The following is a 22,290-nucleotide window of genomic DNA, read 5'->3' on the forward strand; positions in this document are numbered from 1 at the left end:
TCCATTGAGGCATGCTCATCTCGCCCATACGAACAAGCTAGGCCGCCCCCCAAGAACGGGTCGGCTTGAGCTTGAGCAAAATGTTAGGAGCGCTTCCCTCTGAATAAAAAGTTAAGGATTTCTGTGTCATTCTCTAGTGCTCGTGGAATCTCAAGAATATTTCCATCAATAGTTTCTATTTTTATAAATTCCTTTCTTGGACCTGCCATTGACGTCGCACCTTTGTCAATAGTATGTACGCCTATACATTCTTGTAAATTCTTTACATCTTTATAGGCTACACGGATTTCCTTTCCGTCATAGCCGGTTGCAACAATTTCATCATCTTCAAAGATATTCATATTTTTTCCTAACAGTGATTAGACTAGGCGTTTTGAGATTGAATAAACGCGCAGCTCTATTCAACATTCTTATCATGCGCGCGAAACAACTCTAACCAGCTGATATACAATAAAATTAATAACTTTTTGGCGGTATATCCAAAATTCACGCACGCCCTCTTTTTGCTGATCTAATCATACTCTATTCATAAAATCGGCATAGGTCACGTGACTTTGCAGAAAAATTGAGCTGGAGCATGTTTTGGGCAGCTGGCACTGCCTTCGCGCCGGGCCGCCGCTGCGGGTGCCTTTTTGGCTCGTTCCTCACCAAGCGTTACGCCGCGCTACTGGGTGGCTAGATTGATTATGTAGCTGAGTCTTCGCGAGCTAAAGCTCCCTCCCACAACAGCGGTTCAACAACACTAATGTGCAGTGGCAAGGCTTGTGGGAGGCACTTCGGCTTAGGCTTTTAGGACGTAGCGCAGTGTCTCGACCACCTGATCCGTCGTGGTGCACCAGGCGTTCGCGCCAGCATCTACTTCTTTTAGCGGGTGGACGATGTCTTCGCTGTGCAGGGTGATGTAGGGCTTGGCGAGTGCTGCGCAGTAGCCTGCGTCGAAGGCGGCGTTCCATTGCTTGTATTTGTCGCCGAAGCGTACGACGACCAGGTCGGCCTGTTCGATCATGGTGCGGGTGCGGATGGCGTTGACCTTGGAGGACTGGTGGTCGCGCCAGAAGCTATTTTCGGGTTTGCCGAGGTGGTCTCCGGCGGCGTCCGAGGCGTCATGGTCGGTCACCGGGGCGGTGAAGACGATATCCAGGCCTGCCGCGTCGGCGCCGCGCTGGATTTCGTCACGCCAGTCGGTGTGGATCTCGCCGGATAGATAAACGTAAAAGCTCATGGTCGCTCCTGATAACGCAGTCATTTAGTCGATGCAGTTATTTTATGGAAAAACATTCCATATTGATACTGGCGTCAAATCAGCGGCTGCTTGGCCAGCAAGTAGATATCCATAATCCAGCCGTGCTGTTCGCGCAGGCTGGCGCGGCGGTGGATGATCTCGTCGCTGACCTCGCTTAGCCAGCCTTTGATCAGGCACTGTTTTTCCATGCCCAGGTAGGCGCCCCACCAGATGTAGGTATCGTCGGCGGGCAACGAGGTGAACGCCCCGCCGCTGTCGAGCATCACGGCGACGGTGGCGGCGTCGCTTGGCCAGCCGCGTTCGCGCAGGCGGCGGCCGGTGGTGATCTGGATGGGCTCGGCCAGGGCGTTCAGCGGTATGCGGTGTTCGGCGGTGAGTACCTGCAGGCTGGTGATGCCCGGCACCACCTCGACCTCTACTTGTCCCCCGGCGGCGCCCAGGCGTTCGGCGATGCGCAGGCTGCTATCGTACAGCGAGGGGTCGCCCCAGATCAGCATGCCTACCCGCCCGCCTTCGGGGAGGTGGTGCGCCATCAGCGATGCCCACACTTCAGCGATAGCGTTGTGCCATTCATCGACGGCGCCCAGATAATCACCGCGCTCGCCTCGCTTAGGCAGGTCGAATTCGACGATTTGAGCCTGCTCGGGCTCGCGCAGCAGGGTTTGGCACAGCAGGCGGCGCAGGTCGACCAGGTCGCTTTTGGCCTCGCCTTTGCGCGGCAGCAGGATCAGGTCCGCGTCATTGAGGGCGCGCACGGCAGCGAGCGTGACGTGGTCAGGATTGCCCGTGCCGATGCCAATCAGTGAAAGCGTCGTCATCCGTCGCGGCCCTCCTCGTCTGGCAGGTTGGCAAACGGCGAGTCCGCGGACTGTGGCCGAAAACGGCGGTCGTAGCCCACAGCGTACAGCGCGCTTTCCTGGAAGTCCTGGCTCTCGAGCACTGGCCCGACCAGAATCAAGGCCGTGCGCTGCAGCGTGTTGGCGGCTAGCGCCTCAATGGTAGCTAGGCGCCCTCTGATGATTTTTTCATCGGGCCAGCTGGCTCGCCACACAATGGCCACGGGGCAGTCACTGCCGTAGTACGGAACCAGCGAGGCCACCACGCTTGCGAGGTTATGAACCGACAGGTGGATGGCCAGCGTTGCGCCGGTTTGGGCAAAGTTGGCCAGGGTTTCGTTGTCCGGCATGGCGCTGGCACGCCCGGAAGTACGCGTTAGCACTACCGATTGCGCCACGCCCGGCAGGGTCAGCTCCTGGCCCAAACTGGCCGCAGCGGCGGCAAAGGCGGGCACGCCGGGGGTAATGGTGTAGGGAATTTCCAGCGCGCGCAGGCGGCGGGTCTGCTCGCCTACCGCCGACCATACCGAAAGATCCCCCGAGTGCAGCCGCACGACATCCTGATCAGCCGCGTGGGCGGCCTGGATTTCCTCAATGATCTCGTCCAGCGACAGTGGCGCGGTGTTGACGATACGCGCCCCTGCCGGGCAATGCGCCAGCAGTTCTTCCGGCACCAGCGAGCCTGCGTAAAGACACACCGGGCTCGCGGCAATCAGGTCGCGGCCGCGCAGCGTGATCAGGTTCGGGGCGCCTGGCCCGGCACCGATGAAGTGTACGGTCATAATGATGTTCCTATGGCGATGGCCGCCGTTGCCTGCCGGTCAGCGGAAATGTGCCGTGGGCCGAGCAGCTGCGCCCCAGGCCCGGCGGCCAATAACGCCACCGCTTCGGCCACGCTGCCCGTGCCCCGCGCCTGCAGGCTTTGCGCGGATTGCGTGAGAGTGGTAACGCTTGGCAGGTGCGCATCGGCGACCAGGATGACATTGAGGCAGCGCGCCTGGCCCAGGCTTTGCACCAGCGGGCGCATGGATTGCGTCGCAGCCAAGGCGTCGATGGCGCCAAAGCGCTGGGTCAGCGTATCGAGTAACGCCGCCAGCGAAGCGAGCGACGCACCGCGACGAAAACCAAAGCCCACGACTTTTAGCTCCCGCCCGTTCATCGAACGCCCCGCCACTGCACGATGGGGTAGCTGGCTTTCCAGCCCCGGCGGGTGCCCAAGGGCGCGGCGCTGGCAAGCTCCAGGCGCAGCAGCTCGCCGCCTGCCTGCTGGTGCCAGTGGGCCAGCAGCGCTTCTGACTCCAGCGTCACTGCATTGGCGACGATACGCACGCCGCTCGGCAGAATTTGCCATAACGATTCCAACAGCGCCTGGGATAGCCCGCCGCCGATAAACACGGCGTCCGGTGGCGGTGCATCTTTTAAACTCTCGATAGCACTGCCCTCTTTTACCTCAAGCCAGTCGACGCCCAGTTGCCGGGCGTTATGGGCCGCCCGAGCGGCGCGACTTGGGTTTTGCTCAACGCCTACCGCCTGATTGTCGGGGTGCGCCAGCAGCCACTCGATGGCAATGGAGCCCGAGCCTGTGCCGATATCCCACAGCCGATCGCCGGGCTTGGGGGCAAGTGCTGCGAGAGTCATGGCGCGAATGGATTGTTTGGTGATCTGGCCATCGTGCTCAAAAAAATCATCGGCAAGCCCGTGCGTCAGCGGCAGTGCGGGCCCTTCGCCTGCGACCTCAAGCGCCACCGCCACCGGATGCGCGATATCATCGGGAAGTGTCGCCGCTGCCGGAAAGGCACGCACCCGCTCGTGCTCGCCGCCCAGGGCTTCCAGCACCGTCAGTTTTGAATCCGCAAAGCCGAACTGGCAAACCCACCGGGCAAGCTCCGCTACTGCGTTGCCGTCTCTGACCAGCACCAGCAAGCGCCTGCCAGGCTGCAAGTAGGGCCGAACGCGAGTTAACGGCTTGGCGTGCAGGCCCAGGCAGGTGCAGTCCTGAAGCGGCCAGCCCAGGCGGGAAGCCGCTAGGCTGAACGTGGAGGGGGACGGCAGCGCCTGCCATTCCTGGGGCACAAGGTGGCTAACGATGGAGGTGCCCGCGCCAAACCAGAAGGGATCGCCGGAGACCAGCATCACCACGCGGCGGCCGCGCTCGGCGAGCAGTTGGGGAATGCCGTCGGCAAACGGCACCGGCCATTCACGCAGCTTGGTTTTCAAGTCGGTTCTCAGGTCGGCGCTTTGATCAGTGCTCAGGGGTGCAAGCAGGCGCAGGTGTCGGCGGGCGCCAAACACCACCTCGGCACGCTCGAGCGCCTCACGGCTTGCCGCCGTGAGACCCTGTGTGCCACTCTCCCCCCAGCCTATTATCGTCAGCCAGGGAACCTCATTACCGTTAACCACTATGAACATCCTGATTCTTGGCGGAACCTCAGAGGCCAGCGTCCTGGCCAGCCTGCTGGCCGAGCGTTCGATCCCGGCCGTCTATAGTTATGCGGGTCGGGTCAGCACCCCCAAGCCGCAACCCTTGCCGACACGTGTTGGCGGTTTTGGCGGCGTAGCTGGCCTGGTCGCGTACCTTCAGCAAGCGGGCATCACCCACCTGGTTGACGCGACCCACCCCTTCGCCGAGCAGATGAGCCGCCACGCTTTGGCCGCAGCCGAACAGTGTAACGTCCCCCTGATGGCGTTCACCCGCCCGGCCTGGCAACCCCAACCCGGCGATCACTGGACGAGCGCTGCCAGCATCGACGAGGCAGTGAACCAGTTGGACGGCCCGCCCCAGCGCATCATGCTGGCCATCGGGCGTCAGCACCTGGAAGCCTTTGCCGCGATGCCGCAGCATCACTATGTACTGCGGCTGGTCGATCACCCCGAGCAGCCGATACCACTGCCCCACCAGACTATCACCGTCGCGCGCGGCCCGTTTACCACGGCGGGCGATTTGGCCTTGCTCAAAGACCACGCCGTTGAGCGGCTGGTATGCAAAAACGCCGGCGGCGACGGCGCGGTGTCGAAACTCACCGCCGCCCGCACGCTTGGCCTGCCGGTGGTGATGATCGAGCGGCCTAGGCTGCCCTCACGCCGGGAGTGTCACACCGCGGATGACGTGCTGGCCTGGCTTTTTGCGCCCACCGAGCGAGGGGTATAAACCCAGGGTTCGCTCTGTTCAGAGTTTTGTCTTTCAATGCGCCGCGTCTGGCTGGAGCCCACGATGACCAGGGTGCGCATGTCCGCCATCTCCGGCGTTGCTTCGCCCAGGGTGGTCACGCGAATCAACTCATCCAGAGTCGAGACAGCGCGGGCGAAAATGATCAACCTATCCGGCCCGCAGGCTTCCCGCAGCACCTCAAGCGTACGCGCAAAGCCCTCCGGCCTCGCCCTGGAGCGCGGGTTGTAAAACGCCATGGCGAAGTCGGCCTCGGCGGCCAGGCGCAGGCGCTTTTCAATCAGCGCCCAGGGCTTGAGGTTGTCGGATAGATTAATGCAGCAGAAGTCGTGCCCCAGCGGCGCGCCGACGCTGGCACTGGCGGCCAGCATGGCGGAAATTCCCGGCAGCACCTGAACGTCCAGCGAGCGCCAACGGGCATCGCCTGCTTCCAAGGCTTCAAACACCGCCGAGGCCATGGCAAACACCCCCGGATCGCCGGAAGACACTACCGCCACACGACGGCCGTTGGCGGCCATTGCCAGCGCCTGCTCGGCCCGCTGGATTTCTTCCCGGTTGTCCGAGCCGTGGCGTACAAGCCCAGCCCTGGGCGCGACCCGTTCAACGTAGGGCACATAGCCCACCACATCGGTGGCCTCGGCGAGCACCGCCGACACCTCGGGCGTCACCAACTGGTCACTGCCCGGCCCCAAGCCGACGATTTTCAGCCAGCCGCTCATGGGCGTCTCCCGTGGCCGTGAATCAGCACAATCGAGAAGTAGGGCACGCTCTCGCCAACCTCACTTAATGGTAGCACTCTTTGTTGCGACATGGCGGCGTACTCAATCAGCCAGGCTTCGCCTTCGCGGCCCGCGTGAACCAGGGCCCGACGAAGCTTGGCCAGGTTGCGGCCAATCTTCATCACTACCAACGCATCGGTCTGGGCGATGCGTTCGGCCAACGCGTCTTCGGGTAGCGTGGCCATCAGCACGGTCAGGATGTCATCGCCCCAGGTAATGGGCTGGTCAGTAGCCGTCCACGCCGCCGACATGCCGGTGATCCCCGGCACCACCGAGACGGGCACGCGATTTAGCAGTCGCGTGTAGAGGTGCATAAAGGAGCCGTAGAAAAACGGGTCGCCTTCACACAGCACCACCACATCACACCCGGCCTCCGCCATCTCGATGAGTTGGGACACGCTGCGTTCATAGAAAGCCGCCAGCAGCTCATTGTAGCGCGGGTCGTCGAAGGGAATTTCCGTGGTGACCGGGTATTCCATGGGCAGTTCGATCGCGCCGGGGGGGATCATGCCCTCCACGATGGTGCGCGCATGGCCGCAGCGGCCCTTCTTACGGAAATACGCCACATGGGTCGCGCCGCGTATCAGGCGGTCGGCGCGCACGCTCATCAAATCCTGGCTGCCGGGCCCCAGGCCAACGCCGACTACCGTTCCCTGGGTCATTCGATGCGATCCGCCATGGCGTTGATGGCCGCCACCGTCACGGCGCTGCCGCCCAGACGACCGCGGACGATGCAACTGGGCAGTGCCGGGTTAGCCAACAGCGCCTCTTTGGATTCCGCCGCGCCGACAAAGCCTACCGGGCAGCCAATAATCGCCGCCGGGCGCGGGCACGCCGGGTCTTCGAGCATATTGAGCAGGTGAAACAGCGCGGTGGGCGCGTTACCAATAGCGACCACGGCGCCTTCCAGGTGCGGCCGCCAGAGTTCCAGCGCCGCCGCCGAGCGGGTGTTGGCCATTTCCTGGGCAAGGCCGGGCGTGCGCTCATCGTTGAGGGTGCAGATAATCTCGTTGTCAGCGGGCAGCCGCTTGCGGGTGATGCCTTCTGAGACCATGCGGGCATCGCAGAGAATCGGTGCGCCCTGCTCTAACGCGGCACGGGCCTTATTGACCACGTCGTTTTGAAAATGAATATGCGCGGCCAATTCCACCAGCCCGGCGGCGTGAATCATGCGCACCGCCACGGTCTCTTCTTCCACTGAAAAGCGGCCAAGCTCGGCTTCACTGCGAATAATCGCAAACGACTCCCGGTAAATCGCCGGGCCACTGGTTTCGTACTTATAGGGCACCCAAACTCTCCAAATAAACTAATTCGCAGTTGCTGGTCTGCAAGGCCTCCGTGCCAGGACAGGTTTCCGCGAGGGCGCTGTGAACCCGTCCCTGGGCGCTACTTTCGACGTCCTGTCGAAAGACCCTCGCTACAACCTGCCCTGGCACTCAGCTATCCAGCATGTAAGCCACTATTTTTTTAATATCGATAAACCTAACGGCTTTCGCTGAGCTTTTTTATAACATCCAACGCCTCACTCTCAGTGAGGCCTGTCTTAACCGGCGTGCTATCGGCACTGCCGTTAACAACAACATTAAATCGGCCTGCCTCGCCGACCAGGCATACATCGGCCGGTGAACGGCGGGCGCAGCCTTTAGCGCAGCCGGATATATGTACGCTTCCTTCCACCCAGCCGCTTAGCTTCTCGGCAAGTGGCTGGGTGGCGACACTCGCCTGTTCGCAATAGGGCGCGCCGGGGCAGGCGTCCATCGCTAGCCGCGGGTCGCTATTATGGCGTATCAAGCCATCAATCGCAGGCAGTGTATCGCAATCCTTCAACAACAGGCGCCGCCAGGGGGTGACTTGCACGCTGCAGGCGGTTGGCGAGACAGCAGCACGTAGCGTATTAGTGGCCACCCGGCCAAAAGGCAGGCCAATCACCATGCCTTCGCGATGTTTGCCCATTGCCAGCTTCTCACCGGGGTATGCAGGGGCGGTATCAGTGGGCGCCCACTCAGGCAGCGGTGCGGTGTGCCGCCGCATACGGCCTGACGCCCAGCCGCCGCTGTCCACAAACCAGTGAGTTAAGCGAATCAGCTGCTCGACGGCGGAATCAATATCGCTCACCGCTGTGCCTAGCGCGTAGCCATCGGCGCGTATCAGCAGGTCGCCTTCTGTTGAGCGCTCGATACGAAAATCGGCGGCGCTGTCGCCAAGCACCGGCGCTTTCCCCGCGTCAATGGCGATGCCGACCTTGCCGGGCATAGATGCCAATTCACTGCCCCGCGCCTGCAACAAGCGGGCAATGGTAGGGGTGTCATCGCCCTTTTGCCAGGCAGGCGCCAGCATAAGCGGTGGCTGTCGTTCTGCTTCGGGGGCGTCGCTCACCAGCTGATGCTCGACCAGAAACGCCATCAGTAGCGGCCAGCTTTCGTCGGTCACCCCACGCAGCTGAAAATTAGCGCGGCTGGTCAGTTCGATCAAACCGCTGCCGAAGGTCTCGGCGGCGTCGCACAGTGCCACTAACTGTTCCCGAGAAAGCTGGCCCAGCGGCGGGCGCACGCGCACCAGCAGACCGTCACCGGTGGCCATGGGTTGCCATGCGCCGGGGCACCAGCCTTTAATGCGCGGGCTGGGCGGCATGACCATGGGTCTCTTTGGCTTCGTCCATTTCCAGCAGCAGATCCTGAAGCGCCTGGCCGTGCTCGCCGGGGTCTTGCCACATGCCCCGCTGGGCGGCTTCGAGCAGCCGTTCGGCCATCTCTTCCAGGGCTGCTGGGTTGTGGTCGCGCAGGAACTGCTGATTGGCGGCGTCGAGCACCAGGGCGTCGCTCACCTGGGCGTACTGGTAGTCGGCAATCAGGTCGGTGGTGGCGTCGTAGGCAAACAGGTAGTCCACCGTGGCGGCCATCTCAAAGGCGCCTTTGTAGCCGTGCTCGCGCATGGCGTTGATCCATTTGGGGTTCAGCACGCGCGAGCGAATCACCTTCGCCAGTTCTTCTTTCAGAGTGCGAATCTTGGGCATCGCGGGGTTGGCGTGGTCGGCGTGGTAAATCTCCGGCGCCTTTCCGCTTAGCGAGCGGGTGGCGTTGGCCATGCCGCCCTGGAAGGCGTAATAGCTGTTGGAATCGAGGATATCGTGCTCGCGGTTATCCTGATTTTGCATCACCGCATCCAGCCCTTGAAGCTGCTGCTCGAAGGCGCCGCGAGCGGCCGTGCCCGACTCCTTAAACTGGCCGTAGGCGTAGGCGCCTGCCCCCAGGTAGGCCTCGGCTAAATCGTCGGCGCTCTCCCAGGAACGGTTTTCAATCAGCCGGTTGAGGCCCGCGCCGTATTCGCCGGGCTTGCTGCCGAATATTCGATAGCTCGCTTCCTGGGCGGCCATTTCCGGGCTTAGCCCCTGGTCTTCCAGTTCCTGCTGACGGGAAAGCACCGCCTCGCGGATGGTGTTGCTGTTGCCTGGCTCTTCATAGCTCGCCACTGCCTGCACGGCGGCGTCAAACAGCCGAATTACGTTGGGGAAGGCGTCGCGGAAGAACCCGGAGACCCGCAGCGTGACGTCTACCCGTGGGCGATTGAGCAGCATCGACGGGATCACCTCAAAGTCGCTCACCCGCTGGGAACCCAGCGACCAGATGGGCCGCACGCCCATCAGCGCGAAGGCCTGGGCGATGTCATCGCCGCCGGTACGCATGGTGGCGGTGCCCCAGATGGATAGCCCCAGCCGCCTCGGATAGTCGCCGTGATCCTGCAGGTAGCGCTCGACAAACGCCTGGGCGGATTTTTCGCCCAGCGTCCAGGCGGCGGGCGATGGAATCGAGCGGTTATCGACGCTGAAAAAGTTACGCCCGGTGGGCAGCGTATCCAGCCGCCCCCGGCTGGGCGCACCGCTGGGCCCGGCGGGCACGAAGATGCCTTCCAGGCCGTCGAGCAGCGACTGAAGCTCCATCTTCACGCCGCGCTGCATGGTGACCCACAGCTGGTCGCGCGCGTAACGCAGCTGCGCTGCCGTATCGGGGTAATCCCGGGCGAGGTCATCCAGGCAGCCGTCTGCCAAGACGTAGTCGGCCACCCAGCGCTCGGCCAGCATTTCCAGGCGCTCGCGAGCATCCGCTGCGGTGCGCCAGGGGGCATCGAGCTGCTGGCTTAAAATAGCCGGTCTGGGCCCCTGCCAGGGCTCGTTGCCCGCAGCCAACGGATCAAAATCTAAGCCTAGATCGCTTGCCAGGTTGTGCAGCAGACCGCGGCTGGCCACCGTTTCGCCGCGGGGTAGTCGCAACAGCGCCACCAAGGTGCCCGCCCGCTTCTCTTCCGGCGGCAGCGTACCGAGTATGTGCAGGCCGTGACGGATCTGCGATTCCTTGATGTCGCACAGGAAGGTATCCAGCGCGTTGAGAATCTCAGCCTCACATTCACCGCTCGCCATGTGGGCCAGCTCATGATCGATACCGGTATCACGCAGGTGAGCGAGAATCTGGCTGCGTATCAACGCTTCCCGGCGGGGATCCATATCCAGCGCTTGGTAATACTCGTCGGTGAGTGCTTCCAGCTCGGCCATGGGGCCGTAGAGTTCGGCCCGCGCCAGCGGCGGCATCAGGTGGTCGATAATCACCGCCTGGCTGCGCCGTTTGGCCTGTGCGCCCTCGCCGGGGTCATTGACGATGAACGGATAAAAGTGCGGCAGCGGCCCCAGGGCAATATCCGGCCAGCAGTCGGCACTCAAGGCGATGCTTTTGCCCGGCAGCCACTCTAAATTGCCGTGCTTACCGACGTGGATGACCGCATCGACCTGGTAATGCGCGCGCAGCCAAAAATAAAACGCCAGGTAGCTGTGGGGCGGCGACAGCTCCATATCGTGGTAGGACTGGGTAAGATCGTCGATAAAGTCCCGCTCCGGCTGGATACCCACGAAGGTCTCCCCCAGACGAATACCCGCGATCATCAGCCGACCCTGGCGGCACTTGGGGTCTTCGTGAGGCGAGCCCCAGCGCGTCCATACGGTTTCCTGAAGTTCGGTGGGCAGGGTTTGAAACCAGGCCAGATAATCGTCAACGCTGATGCTCTGCCAGCAGGCGCGCTGGTCGAGGCTGCCGTGATCGTTGGTTACCGCGCCCTGAAGCTGGCGGATCAATTCATCGCCATTTTCCGGCAGCTCGCTGAGCGGGTAACCCGCTTCTTTCAGAGCGCTGAGAATCTGCAGCGTCGACGCGGGGGTATCCAGCCCGACCCCGTTGCCAATACGGCCATCGCGATTGGGGTAGTTGGCCATGATCAGCGCGACACGCTTTTGCCCGTTGGGGGTCAGCCGCAGCGAACAAATGCGCCGCGCCAGCTCGGCCACAAAGGCGGCACGCTCCGGGTGGATCACGTGGTGGGTCACCGCCAACTGGCAGCGCGGGTTGTAGTGGGCTTCGGCTTTAAAGCCCACCGCCCGGGTGATGATGCGGCCATCCATCTCGGGGAGCACCACCTGCATCGCCACATCGCGGCTATGCAGCCCGGCGGCCATGCCCTGCCAGTCTTCCGAGGTGCTGCTGGCAAGAATCGCCTGGAGCACGACCGGACGCCCCACAAAGAGGTTGTCGGGTAATTCTTCCCCCTGGGCATTCAGCCCGTCGGCGTTGCGGTTGACCGCAAAGCTGGTGGTGTTGATCACCAGCATCGCGCCGGTCTGCTCAACCAGGTGATTGATAAAGTCGATGCACGGCCCTTCTTTCAGGGACGCCACGGCCACCGCCAACGGCTCAAGCCCCTGGTCTTTAAGCGCCGCCAGCAAGCCGTCGGGTACGGCGGTGTTCGCGCCCTGCAAATGGCTGCGATAAAACAGCAGCAGACACACCGGCCGCCCGGGCACCTGGCGATCGCGCCACTCGCTGAGGCTGGATGCTTGCTGCTCCTGGGAAGCATAAATCACCGCGGGCGGAATGACCTTGGGCTCCTGCCAGTCGCCCAGTTGGCTATCTATACACGCGCTGTCCATATACTCATTGGCGACAAAACGCAGCAGCTGCTCGGCGTTGTCTGCGCCGCCCTCTCGCAGGTAGCGCCACACCCGGTAAGCGTCATCGAAGTGGATGGTGGAGTCTTCCAGTAGGGCGTCATCCGGGGCATCGCAGCCCGGCACCAGAATCAGCTGGCGCTCGGGTTTGGCCGCCGCCCAGGCCAACAGGCGTTCGTGGCCGTACTGCCAGTAGGCCTTGCCGCCCAGCAGCGAGACGATGACCAACTGAGCCTTTTCCAGCACCCGATCTTCGTAGAGATCGTAGGCGGCCGGTTTTACCAGGTTCATCCAGTTGGCCAGCCGCACCGAGGGGTACGCCTCGCCCAGACGATCGACCGCCTGGGCCAGCGCCGAGAGATTGCTATCGGCGGCAGAAAGTATCACGACCTCGGCGGGGCTCTGTTGCAGGTCGATGATGCCTTCATCATCGACAAAGCCCCCGGGCTTGGCGGCAAATAAGTGCATTAGCTGGCCGTATGCGCCTGTTCAGTATTCATTTCAGCCGCAGCAAGTGCGTCCTGCAGCAGTTGGCTATCCAGCGATTTGCCAATGATCACCAGTTGAGTCTGGCGCGTCTCGTCCTGAGTCCACAGCCGGTCGAAGTAGCCTTCCAGGCGCTCGCCCACCGCCTGAATGACCCGGCGCATGGGCTTGCCGGGAATCGCCGCAAAGCCTTTGGCGCGGTAGATCTCGTGGCTTTTCAGCAGCTGTTGCAGTTTGTCGGCCAGGATGTCGCCATCGACTTCGCCCAGGGTGATCACGCAGGAATCAAAGTTATCGTGGGCGTGGTCGTGATGAGCGCCTTCGGCGTGGTGCTTGTCATGGTGATTGGTGATCAGATCGATACTTGCTTCGCTGGCCGCGCCGATGCCCATCAGCGCTTCCAGCTGGGTGGTGTCGGTCGTCAGGGTCTGATCGATAAACAGCGTTTTCACCGAGGCACTCACCCGCGCCTGAATCACCGCTTCCACCTGCGTGCGCTCTTCCGGGCTGAGCAGGTCGGCCTTGCTGACCAGCACCAGATCCGCCGCGCTGAGCTGGTCATCGAGCAGCTCGCGCAGGCTGGGGTCGTGATCCAGGCTGTCGTCGGCGAGGCGCTGGGCGGCCACCTTATCCACGTCGCTGGCATAGCGCCCGGCGGCCACGGCGGGGCCGTCGATCACGGTAATAATCGCATCCACGGTGCAGTGCTGGCGGACGTCGGGCCAGTTGAACGCCTGCACCAGCGGTTTGGGCAGCGCCAGGCCGCTGGTTTCGATCAGGATGTGGTCGATATCGTCGCGGCGGGTCACCAGCTTTTTCATGACCGGCAGAAACTCTTCTTCCACGGTGCAGCAGATACAGCCGTTGGCCAGTTCATAGATGCTGCCGTCTTCCCCGTCCAGCTGCCCGCCTTCGCTACCCTCGTCACAGCCCAGCGCGCAGCTGCGCAGAAGGCTGGAATCGATATCCTGCTCGCCGAACTCATTGACGATCACGGCGATCCGCTTGCCGGTCACCTGACGCAGAATATTGGCCATCAGCGTGGTTTTGCCGCTGCCCAGAAAACCGGTCACGACCGTGGCAGGAATCTTATTTAGCTGTACGTTATTGGGCTGCATGGGTAAATGCCTCGCTGTGTTGCGGTTCGCAGTACGCCGGGCTGGCAGAAAAGAGCCTTGCCACAGCATCAGGATTGTTAGGGAAAAACAGATGCAAATAGGTCGCCGTCAGGCGCTTTTGACGGTAAATCGCCTCCCCCGGCGCGGGGTGCCGCTGGCGGCGGCCGTGGCCAATCGGCTCGAGGGTGCCTTCTGCCATGGAGCGGTGGTGCGCGTGGCCGCGAACCGGGCCTTCCGGCAGCTCGGCGGTTTGCATCCCCTGGCAACCCCGCCGCCCGCGCATGGCCCCCTGCCCGGGCAGCAGGCCCAGCATGGTATGGGTGATATCGTCGTAGTCGGTCAGGGTTTCCAGGCAGTACAGCAGCCCGCCGCACTCGGCCAGGATGGGCTTGTCGACGCTATAGAAAGCCTCAATCGCGGATCGCATGGCGCCGTTATCCGCCAGGGTTTGAGCGTGAAGCTCCGGGTAGCCCCCCGGCAGCCAGAGGGCGTCGCACTCGGGCAGGTGGCTATCCGTCAGCGGCGAGAAGAAGCGCAGCGTGGCGCCCATCTGCTCCAGCAGGTCGAGGTTGGCCTGATAGACAAAGCTGAAGGCGGCATCCCGGGCCACGCCAATGGTGTGGCCTTCGAGCAACGGCTTAACGGCCGCAAGTTGTTCCTGGGGGGCGGTAAAGGTCACGGGTGAAAGCGCCGCAAGCGCATCCAGCAGCCCGGCGGCTTCCAGCGCCTTGGCGCCTGCCTCGAAGCGGGCTTCAAGATCCTCGCGAATCTCCGCCGCCTGCACGAGGCCCAGGTGGCGCTCGGGGAGCGATAGCGCGGGGTCGCGGGGCATGGCGGCCAGCAGAGGAATCGTCGGCGGCAGCGCGCCTTCGATCAGCTCGCGGTGGCGCTGCGAGCCGCAGGCATTGGCGATCAGCCCGGCGATATGAATGTCGTCGCGAAAGCCGACCAACCCCGAGACCAGCGCGGCGGCGGTCTGGGCCATGCCTTTTACATCCATGACGACCGCCAGGGGAATATCGAACAAGGCTGCCAGATCGGCGCTTGAGGGCTCGCCGTCGAAAAGCCCCATGGCGCCTTCCACCAGGATCAAGTCCGCTTCACAGGCGGCGTCATAAAAGCGCTGGCGGCAGTAGGCCTCGCCTGCCATCCATAGATCCAGCTGATCCACCGGCTGGCCGGAGGCCTGGGCGAGTATCTGCGGGTCCAGGTAATCCGGGCCGGTCTTGAACACCCGCACCACCTTGCCCTGATTGCGAAGCAGGCGCGCCAGCCCCGCCGTGACGGTGGTTTTGCCCTGGCCTGAGGCCGGGGCAGCAATAAATAGCGCGGGGCAGCTAACGGTCGGTGTGCTCATCAGTATTCGATCCCCGCCTGTGCTTTGACGCCGCCGCGAAAGGCGTGGCGCTCGTCTTGAACAACGCTGATGGTATCGGCGATTTCCTGCAGCGGCGTGGCCATGGTGCGCCCGGTAATGATGACGTTCTGGTGCGCCGGGCGGCGCTTAAGCGCTTCCACCACCGGCTCAGGGTCAAGATAGCCGTACTTGAACATATAGCTCATCTCGTCCAGCACGATCATATGATAGGCGGGGTTCTCCAGCAGTCCTTTGGCGACTGCCCAGGCAGCTTCGGCGGCCTCAATGTCCCGCTCACGGTTCTGGGTTTCCCAGGTAAAGCCGTGGCCCATGATGTGCCAGTCAAGCTTGGGATGATCGCGAAAGAACAGGTACTCGCCGGTTTCGCGGCGGCCTTTGATGAACTGGATCACCGCGCACTGCTGGCCGTGCCCCAATGAGCGCACCATGGTGCCGAAAGCAGAGCTGCTTTTGCCCTTGCCGTTGCCTTTGAGCAGAATCAGCACGCCGCGCTCTTCCGTGGCGCGGCTGATGCGCTCATCGACCACGTCTTTTTTGCGCTGCATGCGATCTAAATGGCTTGCGTCGCTCATGAGAAGTTCCCAGGTTGATGTTCAGAGACTGCCATAGAGGGTCTGCCAAACGAAGCCGGCCAGTAACGCGCGCCCAGCTGCTGGGCGATGCGTGCGCCCTGCCCGCGCTTGACTTTGGACTGTTCGGTATCGATCAGCAGGCAGTCGTCCAGCGGGGCGAGATCGTCAACGGTTTCCCGGGTGCGGCCATCGGTAATCAGATAGGTGCGCACCTTCAGACCGGGCTCCCGGCGCTGCCACTGGCGGATCAGCCGCTTGGCTTCAATAATCGCTTCCCGCAGCGGGGTGCCGCCACCGCCTTTGGCCGCCTCAAGCGTGCCTCTCGCGTTTTTGGGCGCTCGGCGACGGGAGAGTATCGGCACGACACCGCCGTTGCCAAACCCCAGCACCGCCACCTGCTCCCGCGCGGCGTAGGCTTGGCTGACCAGCGATTCGACCAGCCCCTTTGCCTGGCCCAGCAGGCGTTGTCCCAGGGTGGAACCGGAGGTGTCCAGCAGCACTAGGTGTGCCGTCGCCTGCCCGGCGCGGGACTTGCGCATCTTTAGCTGCTGCCAGGGCCACTGGCCGCGATTGGCGATCAGCGTCGCGAATCCGTCCAGCCGCGAGGTCTCTACCTGAGAGCGGCCACGCCCTTGCGTTTGGCCGCTGCCCGACGTCGCCGGTGATTCGGCGCTGCTGGCGGCCCGTTTTGAAGCCTTGCTCGAAGGCGCGTCCGGCCAGGGCAACGCAGGGGCGCTTATCACCTGCTGAGCCTGGGGCGGCATGGCGCCCCACTGGCCTGACCCGCCGTTTTGAGAGTCTGACGGGCCAGCGCTATTGCGATGTTCTTCGCCGCCGCCCGACGACCGATCAGGCAGTGTGGAAGGTGGCGGGCTTGAGGAACCCCGGCTTTGCTCGGGAGGCTCGGCGTCTGAACCCGCGTCTGATGAACGCGTCCGCCGATGAGCCAGCACCCAGGGTTCAACCGTATCGATATCTGCCTGACTAACGCTCGCCGCACCGCGCCAGGCCGCATGGGCCTGGGCCGCCCGGTGCCAGGTAACGTCCGCCCGCAGACCTTCAACGCCTGCGGCTTCGCAGCGCTGGGCAATCGTCGCGTAGACCCAGCTTTCGGTCGTCACCGTTGCCAGCGCCTGCTGGGCGTCTTCCAGCTGCTGCATCAGCGCGGCCTGCTCGGCCGCAAACTGCGCTTTATAGGCCTCGGGGTCGCGGTCAAAGGCGTCGCGCTGCTGGACGATGGCAATGCGCTCGTCGATGCTCATGGCCCCCGCCTGCTCGAGGCAGAGGCCGAAACGGTCGAGTAACTGTGGGCGCAGTTCGCCCTCATCCGGGTTCATGGTGCCGATCAGGCTGAAGCGTGCCGGGTGGGAGTGGCTGATGCCATCGCGCTCGACCACGTTGACCCCGCTAGCGGCCACATCCAGCAGCAGATCCACCAGCATATCCGGCAGCAGATTGACCTCGTCCACGTATAGCACCCCGCCGTGGGCCTTGGCGAGCAAGCCATCATGAAAAGTGGCTTCGCGCTCGGCCAGCACCTTGTTCAGATCGAGGCTTCCCACCAGGCGATCTTCGCTGGCGCCGAGGGGCAAGGTGACAAACGGCGGCTTTCTGCCGTTGCCATCCTTGGGCAAAACGGCGGCCAGCGCCCGCGCCAGGGTGGATTTCGCGCTACCCCGGGGGCCGCTGATCAACACACCGCCAATCCGGGGGTTAATGGCGTTCAGCAGCAAGGCAGTTTTCAGCGGTTCCTGACCGACCACCGCCGCAAACGGAAACTCACTCACCTGCATCTCCCGTGCTAGGCAAGCCTGCCCACCGGCCAACCCTGGTTGACCGATGCGAAGACCACCGGGCTTGAGTCTGATTCATGATGGCTGACAGGTAAATAACAAAACCATTCATGGAAACGTGGATAAATATGAGGGGGAAGTATAGAGGAAGGCAGGGCGACGAAGCCAGCTTGGCCCCCAGCCCGCAGCCAAGAGACAGGCCCGATGACCATAAGGTAAGATACGGCTATTCTTTGACAAGCACCTAATACAAAATGTTATAACATAACATTTTAAAGAGGCGCTCTCGAGCGTCATCCGATCCGTTGACGGAAGCCAGACATGAAGACCGCCCCTTACCTGCTGACCGCGGCAACCCTTCTGCCCGCCGCTAATGCGATGGCCGATGCCACCGACTACCCCTTGAGCTTAACCAACTGCGGCATGGAAATAAGCATCGCGTCGGCACCCGAGCGAACGGTGACGGTGGGTCAATCGGCCACGGAAATCCTCTATTCGCTGGGGCTCGCTGATCGAGTTACCGGCACGTCGGTCTGGTTCAACCCGGTCTTACCACCGTTTGCTGAGGCCAATGAAGCGACCGAGCGGATTGCTGACGACGACCCGAGCTTTGAAGCCGTGGTCAATAAACGGCCGGATCTGGTGGCGGTGCAGTATGAATGGCACGTAGGCCCCACCGGCAGTGTCGCCACCCGTGAGCAGTTTCATGAACTGGGCATCAACACTTACATCATACCCGCCGATTGCGACACCAAGGATAACTCTACCGGCGGCGATGGCACCCGCACGGCCGCTTTCTCTACAGATTCGGTCTATAAAGGGATCACCGAACTAGCCCAGATATATGATGTGCAAGACGCTGGCGAGACCCTGGTAGCCGACCTCATCGACCGCGAAGAGCGCGCAATAGCACTAGCGAACAGCCTGGACTTACCGGACGATTTATCCGCGGCATTCTGGTTCTCATCGACAGACCTGGGGGTTAGCCCTTTCGTGGCGGGTCAACTCGGCGCACCGGGCTATATGATGGACAAGCTCGGCATTCGTAATGTGATCGAGTCCGATGAGGAGTGGCCCACGGTGGGCTGGGAGAGCATCGCCAGGGCTGACCCCGATGTGCTCGTGATCGCCAGCATGGATCGCCGCCGCTTTCCCGCCGACGACATTGAAGCCAAGCGTGAGTTTCTGCGCAGCGACCCGGTTACCCGTGAAATGATGGCGGTTAAAAACGACCACATCATAGAGATGGATGCCCACGCCATGAGCGCCACGATGCGCACTATTTACGGCCTTGAAACACTGGCCGAGGCGCTAGCGACAATGGCATTTGAAGAATGAGCATTGCGTTAACGCGGCGATCTACGGCAGGTTTTGCACTGCGCTGGTTATGGATCACGCCGCTGGTGCTCGTGGCGGCGCTGATCGCGGGCACCGCCATCGGCGAGACACCGATTCCCGTTGATACCATTCTCAAAGTGCTCGCCAATCAGCTACTGGGCGCGGATTATGCGGTTGACCGGATCGATGCAGGCATTATCTGGAACTACCGGCTTAGCCGCGCCGTCGTCGCTGCCTGTTGTGGTACTAGCCTGGCGCTTGCAGGTGTCGTGCTTCAGGCGCTGCTGCGCAACCCCTTGGCCGACCCCTACTTGATGGGCATTTCCGCTGGGGCCTCTACCGGCGCGGTGGCCGTTGCCGTCGCTGGTATTGGCGCGGGGGCGCTTTCGCTCTCCCTGGGTGCATTTGTGGGTGCCCTTCTCGCCTTTGGTATCGTGGTGATGCTCGCCCATGCGGCCAACAGTGGCGTCGGTGGTGGCCGCGGCGTTCAGGCAGCGGGGGCGATTATTCTGGCAGGCATCGCAGGCTCACAGCTGTTCAATGCGCTGACCGCGTTTATCATTACCAAGTCGGCGAGCGCCGAGCAGGCCCGGGGCATCATGTTCTGGCTGATGGGCAATCTTTCCGGCGTGCGCTGGGCCGATGCGACCTTGGCGGTGCCTGCCGCACTCTTCGGGCTACTGGTTTGCCTGTGGCATCGGCGCTCCCTGGATGCGTTTACCTTCGGCGCCGACAGCGCCGCCTCCATGGGTATCGCGGTGCGCCCGGTACGTGGCATGCTGATTATCGCCATGGCACTGGTCACGGCGGTGATGGTGTCTATCGTGGGGGCCATCGGCTTCGTCGGTCTGGTAATCCCCCACGCCATGCGTTTTATCGTGGGTAGCCGTCACACCCGGCTGGTGCCGGCGACGGCGCTGGCCGGCGCGGTGTTCTTGATCGGCTCGGATATTCTTTCCCGAGTGCTGGTCTCCGGCCAGGTACTCCCCATCGGGGTAATTACCTCGCTGATAGGCGCGCCCGCGTTTGCGCTGATCCTGGTTCGCGGCAAGAGGTCCTGATGCGCTTATCGGCTGAAAAGCTGGCCTGGTCAGTTCACGGCACGCCACTGCTGACTGACGTCAATCTCACCGTCGAGCCCGGCCAGACCTTTGGCCTGGTGGGGCCTAACGGCTCGGGGAAAACCTCCCTGCTGCGTCTGTTGGCGGGATTGAACAAGCCCAAAGCAGGACGGGTGTTGATGGATAGCCAGCCCCTGCACACGCTCAAGCAACGTGCTATCGCACAATACGTCGCCTTGGTGGAACAGCAGGCAGACACTACCGACCGCATTACCGTGCGTCAGGTGGTCTCGCTGGGCCGCACCCCCTTCCTTTCCGCGTTGAGCCCCTGGTCGAAGGAAGACGACGCCATCGTGGCGCAGGCGCTGCGCGACGTCGATATGGCGCACATGGCGGATCGCCTTTGGCATACCCTATCGGGCGGTGAGCGCCAGCGCGTGCACATTGCCCGGGCGCTTGCCCAGCAGCCTAAAATTCTGCTGCTAGATGAACCCACCAACCACCTGGATATTCGCCACCAGCTGTCGATTCTTGAACTGGTTCGGCAACTGCCCATCACGGTGGTGATCTCACTGCATGATCTTAATCACGCCATGGAGTGTGATCGTATCGGCGTGATGGATAACGGCCGCCTGATCGACAGTGGCCTGCCCCAGGAAGTGCTCACCGCCGCCAGGCTCCAGCAGACCTTCGGGGTGCACGCCCATGTGATCGATGACCCGGTGGATGGCAAGCAGATCATGCGTTTTCGCAACTCAGTTTAACCCCTGAGAGCCTGACGGCTTACCCTTTTACCGGCACAAACACCGGTGCGCCCTCGACATCGACGACCGCCAGCCGCTGTTGATAGAGGCTTTCCAGGGCGCTGGGCACAAGCATGTTCTCTCTGGGTCCCCAGCAGGCATCGCCATTGGGGTACAGCAACAGGATATGGTCGCACCAGCGGGCGGCCAGGTTGAGGTCGTGTAGGCACATCATCACCGCCTGCCCTTCCCTCGCCTGTTCCGCCATCAGTGCCATGACGGCGCTTTGGTGATGCAGGTCGAGATGGTTGGTCGGCTCGTCGGCAAGCCAAATGGCCGGCCCCTGGGTCACTACCGTGGCAATCGCCACCCGCTGACGCTCACCGCCGGACAGCGTATTCACCAGGCGGTCGCGCAGGTGCGCCACATCGAGACGCTCGAGCGCGCGTTCGGCGCGGGCGACGTCATCGGCGCCTTCCATCTGCCAGGGTGATAGATAAGGGTGGCGACCAATCAGCGCGGTCTCCAGCACCGTAGCGGGAAAGCCGTCCTGGCGGTCCTGAAATACCACACCAAGCGCCTGGGCTATGTGTCGACGGCGCAGCGACGCCAGTGGCTTATCGGCAAGCGCGATGAGCCCCGAACGCGGCGGCTTGAGCCCGGCCAGGGTGTGCAGCAGCGTTGTCTTCCCGGCCCCGTTGGGGCCCAACACGCCCCAGCTCTGGCCCGGCTCAACGGTAAAATTAAGCGGGGTGCCGCCCTCGCGACCGGGCACGTCGATGATCAGGTCTTGGGTGGCCAGACGACTCATCAGCGGCTCCGGTAAAGCAGCAACAGGAAGGTCGGTACGCCAAGCAGCGCGGTAATCACGCCTACCGGCAGCTGTTCGGGGGCGATAATCGTACGCGCCAGAGTATCGGCGAGCACCAGCAGCGTGCCCCCCGCCAGCGCACAGGCGGGCAGGATCAGCCGCTGGTCGTTGCCCAGCAGCAAACGCAGCATATGGGGAATCACCAGGCCGACAAACCCGATGCTGCCGGCGGTGGTCACGGCGGCGGCGGTCAGCACGCTGGCCAGTACATAAATACCCCATTCCAGCGGACGCACGTCGACCCCCAGCGCGGCTGCCTGTTGAGGGCCACGGGCAAGCACGTTCAGGTTACGGCCGAGTGGCACCAGCGCCAGGCAGATCGCGACCAGCAGCAGCAGCGGCGGCCAGGGCGTGCGCGCGTAAGATAGATCGCCCATCAGCCAGTAGAGCATCCCCGGTAGGCGTTCGGCGGGGCTCAGCGCCAACATCAGCGTAATCACCGCGCCCCACCCCGCCGCGATCACCACGCCGGTCAACAGCAGCCGCGAAGGCGTCCAGCCGCCGCGACCGTGGGCAATGCCAAACACCAGAAAGGTCGAGAAAAGCGCCCCGGCAAACGCCGAACCGGACATCAACACACCGCCGACGCCCGCAAGCATTGCCCCCAGCGCGCCAATCGAGGCACCACCTGAGAGCCCCAGCACGTAGGGATCCGCCAAGGGATTACGCAGCAGCACCTGCATCAGCGCACCGGCTACCGCCAGCAAACCGCCTACGGCAAACGCCGAGAGCGCCCGGGGCAGGCGCAGGTCGAGCACCATGGTGCGCGCCAGGCCTTCGCCTTCACCACGCACGACCGCCCACACATCGCCCACCGACAGCGAGGCGCTACCCACCATCATGGCCATGCAGACGGCGGCCAGCGCCAGCAGGGCCAATAACACGAGCGGCAGGCTCAATTGGCGAAACATAGACACCCT

General features: G+C 62.8%; 21 protein-coding genes. 4 read left to right on the forward strand and 17 right to left on the reverse strand.

All coding sequences use genetic code 11. The features are described 5' to 3' along the window. Nucleotides 1-83: 83 nt before the first annotated feature. From QC815_RS06885 to cbiE, 6 genes are all read right to left on the reverse strand, one after another. Nucleotides 84-341, reverse strand: coding sequence for a hypothetical protein (locus QC815_RS06885; protein ID WP_309767695.1), 258 nt, complete (start codon nt 339-341; stop codon nt 84-86). Nucleotides 342-781: 440 nt separating this feature from the next. Next, nucleotides 782-1,222: a YtoQ family protein gene (locus QC815_RS06890; RefSeq protein ID WP_309767698.1), complete on the reverse strand. Its 441-nt coding sequence runs from the start codon at nt 1,220-1,222 to the stop codon at nt 782-784. Nucleotides 1,223-1,296: 74 nt separating this feature from the next. Continuing rightward, nucleotides 1,297-2,061, reverse strand: a complete 765-nt coding sequence (gene cobF, locus QC815_RS06895) for a precorrin-6A synthase (deacetylating) (RefSeq protein WP_309767699.1) — start codon at nt 2,059-2,061, stop codon at nt 1,297-1,299. Further along, nucleotides 2,058-2,861 carry a precorrin-4 C(11)-methyltransferase gene (gene cobM / locus QC815_RS06900; RefSeq protein ID WP_309767701.1) on the reverse strand — a complete coding sequence of 268 codons (804 nt, stop codon included), beginning with the start codon at nt 2,859-2,861 and terminating at the stop codon, nt 2,058-2,060. The genes cobF and cobM overlap by 4 nt, the downstream gene beginning before the upstream one ends. Continuing rightward, nucleotides 2,858-3,238 carry a cobalamin biosynthesis protein gene (locus QC815_RS06905; protein WP_309767703.1) on the reverse strand — a complete coding sequence of 127 codons (381 nt, stop codon included), beginning with the start codon at nt 3,236-3,238 and terminating at the stop codon, nt 2,858-2,860. Before QC815_RS06905 ends, cobM begins: the two co-directional genes overlap by 4 nt. Then, nucleotides 3,235-4,488: a precorrin-6y C5,15-methyltransferase (decarboxylating) subunit CbiE gene (cbiE, locus tag QC815_RS06910; protein WP_309767705.1), complete on the reverse strand. Its 1,254-nt coding sequence runs from the start codon at nt 4,486-4,488 to the stop codon at nt 3,235-3,237. Before cbiE ends, QC815_RS06905 begins: the two co-directional genes overlap by 4 nt. Between cbiE and QC815_RS06915 the strand changes: the two genes are divergently transcribed. After that, entirely contained in the window at nt 4,481-5,227 is a 747-nt protein-coding gene (locus QC815_RS06915) for a cobalt-precorrin-6A reductase (RefSeq protein ID WP_309767707.1), read from the forward strand. The genes cbiE and QC815_RS06915 overlap by 8 nt on opposite strands. Here the strand turns inward: QC815_RS06915 and cobJ are convergent. The 9 genes from cobJ to QC815_RS06960 form a co-directional block, all read right to left on the reverse strand. Then, on the reverse strand, nt 5,170-5,964 hold the full coding sequence (cobJ, locus tag QC815_RS06920; RefSeq protein WP_309767708.1) for a precorrin-3B C(17)-methyltransferase: 795 nt from the start codon (nt 5,962-5,964) through the stop codon (nt 5,170-5,172). The genes QC815_RS06915 and cobJ overlap by 58 nt on opposite strands. Further along, nucleotides 5,961-6,686 carry a precorrin-2 C(20)-methyltransferase gene (gene cobI, locus QC815_RS06925; RefSeq protein WP_309767710.1) on the reverse strand — a complete coding sequence of 242 codons (726 nt, stop codon included), beginning with the start codon at nt 6,684-6,686 and terminating at the stop codon, nt 5,961-5,963. Before cobI ends, cobJ begins: the two co-directional genes overlap by 4 nt. After that, the gene (locus tag QC815_RS06930) at nt 6,683-7,312 is read right to left on the reverse strand and encodes a precorrin-8X methylmutase (RefSeq protein ID WP_159176925.1); all 630 of its coding nucleotides are present in this window, start codon (nt 7,310-7,312) and stop codon (nt 6,683-6,685) included. Before QC815_RS06930 ends, cobI begins: the two co-directional genes overlap by 4 nt. 194 nt (nt 7,313-7,506) lie before the next feature. Further along, nucleotides 7,507-8,655, reverse strand: coding sequence for a cobalamin biosynthesis protein CobG (locus QC815_RS06935; RefSeq protein WP_230447919.1), 1,149 nt, complete (start codon nt 8,653-8,655; stop codon nt 7,507-7,509). Further along, the gene (gene cobN, locus QC815_RS06940; RefSeq protein WP_309767715.1) at nt 8,633-12,478 is read right to left on the reverse strand and encodes a cobaltochelatase subunit CobN; all 3,846 of its coding nucleotides are present in this window, start codon (nt 12,476-12,478) and stop codon (nt 8,633-8,635) included. Before cobN ends, QC815_RS06935 begins: the two co-directional genes overlap by 23 nt. Further along, nucleotides 12,478-13,614: a cobalamin biosynthesis protein CobW gene (cobW, locus tag QC815_RS06945; RefSeq protein ID WP_309767717.1), complete on the reverse strand. Its 1,137-nt coding sequence runs from the start codon at nt 13,612-13,614 to the stop codon at nt 12,478-12,480. The genes cobN and cobW overlap by 1 nt, the downstream gene beginning before the upstream one ends. Further along, nucleotides 13,601-14,971, reverse strand: coding sequence for a cobyrinic acid a,c-diamide synthase CobB (locus QC815_RS06950; protein WP_309767719.1), 1,371 nt, complete (start codon nt 14,969-14,971; stop codon nt 13,601-13,603). The genes cobW and QC815_RS06950 overlap by 14 nt, the downstream gene beginning before the upstream one ends. Continuing rightward, the gene (cobO, locus tag QC815_RS06955) at nt 14,971-15,564 is read right to left on the reverse strand and encodes a cob(I)yrinic acid a,c-diamide adenosyltransferase (RefSeq protein WP_230447915.1); all 594 of its coding nucleotides are present in this window, start codon (nt 15,562-15,564) and stop codon (nt 14,971-14,973) included. The genes QC815_RS06950 and cobO overlap by 1 nt, the downstream gene beginning before the upstream one ends. Continuing rightward, entirely contained in the window at nt 15,561-17,357 is a 1,797-nt protein-coding gene (locus QC815_RS06960; RefSeq protein WP_422828565.1) for an AAA family ATPase, read from the reverse strand. The genes cobO and QC815_RS06960 overlap by 4 nt, the downstream gene beginning before the upstream one ends. 378 nt (nt 17,358-17,735) lie before the next feature. Here QC815_RS06960 and QC815_RS06965 point away from each other — a divergent pair, with 378 nt between their 5' ends. The 3 genes from QC815_RS06965 to QC815_RS06975 are packed head-to-tail and all read left to right on the forward strand — an operon-like array spanning nt 17,736 to nt 20,520. Further along, a complete protein-coding gene (locus QC815_RS06965) occupies nt 17,736-18,695 on the forward strand; it encodes an ABC transporter substrate-binding protein (protein ID WP_309767831.1) in 960 nt (319 codons plus the stop codon). After that, a complete protein-coding gene (locus QC815_RS06970) occupies nt 18,692-19,756 on the forward strand; it encodes a FecCD family ABC transporter permease (protein ID WP_309767723.1) in 1,065 nt (354 codons plus the stop codon). Before QC815_RS06965 ends, QC815_RS06970 begins: the two co-directional genes overlap by 4 nt. Then, the gene (locus QC815_RS06975; protein WP_230447912.1) at nt 19,756-20,520 is read left to right on the forward strand and encodes an ABC transporter ATP-binding protein; all 765 of its coding nucleotides are present in this window, start codon (nt 19,756-19,758) and stop codon (nt 20,518-20,520) included. The genes QC815_RS06970 and QC815_RS06975 overlap by 1 nt, the downstream gene beginning before the upstream one ends. Before the next feature lie 19 nt (nt 20,521-20,539). On the opposite strand, the gene QC815_RS06980 is transcribed toward QC815_RS06975, so the two are convergent. Together QC815_RS06980 and QC815_RS06985 are read right to left on the reverse strand one after the other, a co-directional pair. Then, entirely contained in the window at nt 20,540-21,310 is a 771-nt protein-coding gene (locus tag QC815_RS06980) for an ABC transporter ATP-binding protein (RefSeq protein ID WP_309767725.1), read from the reverse strand. Continuing rightward, the gene (locus tag QC815_RS06985) at nt 21,310-22,281 is read right to left on the reverse strand and encodes a FecCD family ABC transporter permease (RefSeq protein WP_309767728.1); all 972 of its coding nucleotides are present in this window, start codon (nt 22,279-22,281) and stop codon (nt 21,310-21,312) included. Before QC815_RS06985 ends, QC815_RS06980 begins: the two co-directional genes overlap by 1 nt. Nucleotides 22,282-22,290 lie beyond the last annotated feature (9 nt).

Source organism: Vreelandella gomseomensis (assembly GCF_031451645.1).
Lineage (GTDB): Bacteria > Pseudomonadota > Gammaproteobacteria > Pseudomonadales > Halomonadaceae > Vreelandella > Vreelandella gomseomensis.

Bases quoted from the DNA above. Each gene is read 5' to 3' on its own strand.
- QC815_RS06980 (WP_309767725.1), bottom strand. From the start codon at position 21,310: ATGAGTCGTCTGGCCACCCAAGACCTGATCATCGACGTGCCCGGTCGC.
- cobN (WP_309767715.1), bottom strand. From the start codon at position 12,478: ATGCACTTATTTGCCGCCAAGCCCGGGGGCTTTGTCGATGATGAAGGC.
- cobM (WP_309767701.1), bottom strand. From the start codon at position 2,861: ATGACCGTACACTTCATCGGTGCCGGGCCAGGCGCCCCGAACCTGATC.
- QC815_RS06915 (WP_309767707.1), top strand. From the start codon at position 4,481: ATGAACATCCTGATTCTTGGCGGAACCTCAGAGGCCAGCGTCCTGGCC.
- cobW (WP_309767717.1), bottom strand. From the start codon at position 13,614: ATGCAGCCCAATAACGTACAGCTAAATAAGATTCCTGCCACGGTCGTG.
- QC815_RS06885 (WP_309767695.1), bottom strand. From the start codon at position 341: ATGAATATCTTTGAAGATGATGAAATTGTTGCAACCGGCTATGACGGA.
- QC815_RS06890 (WP_309767698.1), bottom strand. From the start codon at position 1,222: ATGAGCTTTTACGTTTATCTATCCGGCGAGATCCACACCGACTGGCGT.
- cobJ (WP_309767708.1), bottom strand. From the start codon at position 5,964: ATGAGCGGCTGGCTGAAAATCGTCGGCTTGGGGCCGGGCAGTGACCAG.
- QC815_RS06960 (WP_422828565.1), bottom strand. From the start codon at position 17,357: ATGCAGGTGAGTGAGTTTCCGTTTGCGGCGGTGGTCGGTCAGGAACCG.
- QC815_RS06935 (WP_230447919.1), bottom strand. From the start codon at position 8,655: ATGCCGCCCAGCCCGCGCATTAAAGGCTGGTGCCCCGGCGCATGGCAA.
- QC815_RS06950 (WP_309767719.1), bottom strand. From the start codon at position 14,971: ATGAGCACACCGACCGTTAGCTGCCCCGCGCTATTTATTGCTGCCCCG.
- QC815_RS06965 (WP_309767831.1), top strand. From the start codon at position 17,736: ATGGCCGATGCCACCGACTACCCCTTGAGCTTAACCAACTGCGGCATG.
- QC815_RS06905 (WP_309767703.1), bottom strand. From the start codon at position 3,238: ATGAACGGGCGGGAGCTAAAAGTCGTGGGCTTTGGTTTTCGTCGCGGT.
- cobI (WP_309767710.1), bottom strand. From the start codon at position 6,686: ATGACCCAGGGAACGGTAGTCGGCGTTGGCCTGGGGCCCGGCAGCCAG.
- QC815_RS06985 (WP_309767728.1), bottom strand. From the start codon at position 22,281: ATGTTTCGCCAATTGAGCCTGCCGCTCGTGTTATTGGCCCTGCTGGCG.
- cbiE (WP_309767705.1), bottom strand. From the start codon at position 4,488: ATGTTCATAGTGGTTAACGGTAATGAGGTTCCCTGGCTGACGATAATA.
- cobF (WP_309767699.1), bottom strand. From the start codon at position 2,061: ATGACGACGCTTTCACTGATTGGCATCGGCACGGGCAATCCTGACCAC.
- QC815_RS06975 (WP_230447912.1), top strand. From the start codon at position 19,756: ATGCGCTTATCGGCTGAAAAGCTGGCCTGGTCAGTTCACGGCACGCCA.
- QC815_RS06970 (WP_309767723.1), top strand. From the start codon at position 18,692: ATGAGCATTGCGTTAACGCGGCGATCTACGGCAGGTTTTGCACTGCGC.
- cobO (WP_230447915.1), bottom strand. From the start codon at position 15,564: ATGAGCGACGCAAGCCATTTAGATCGCATGCAGCGCAAAAAAGACGTG.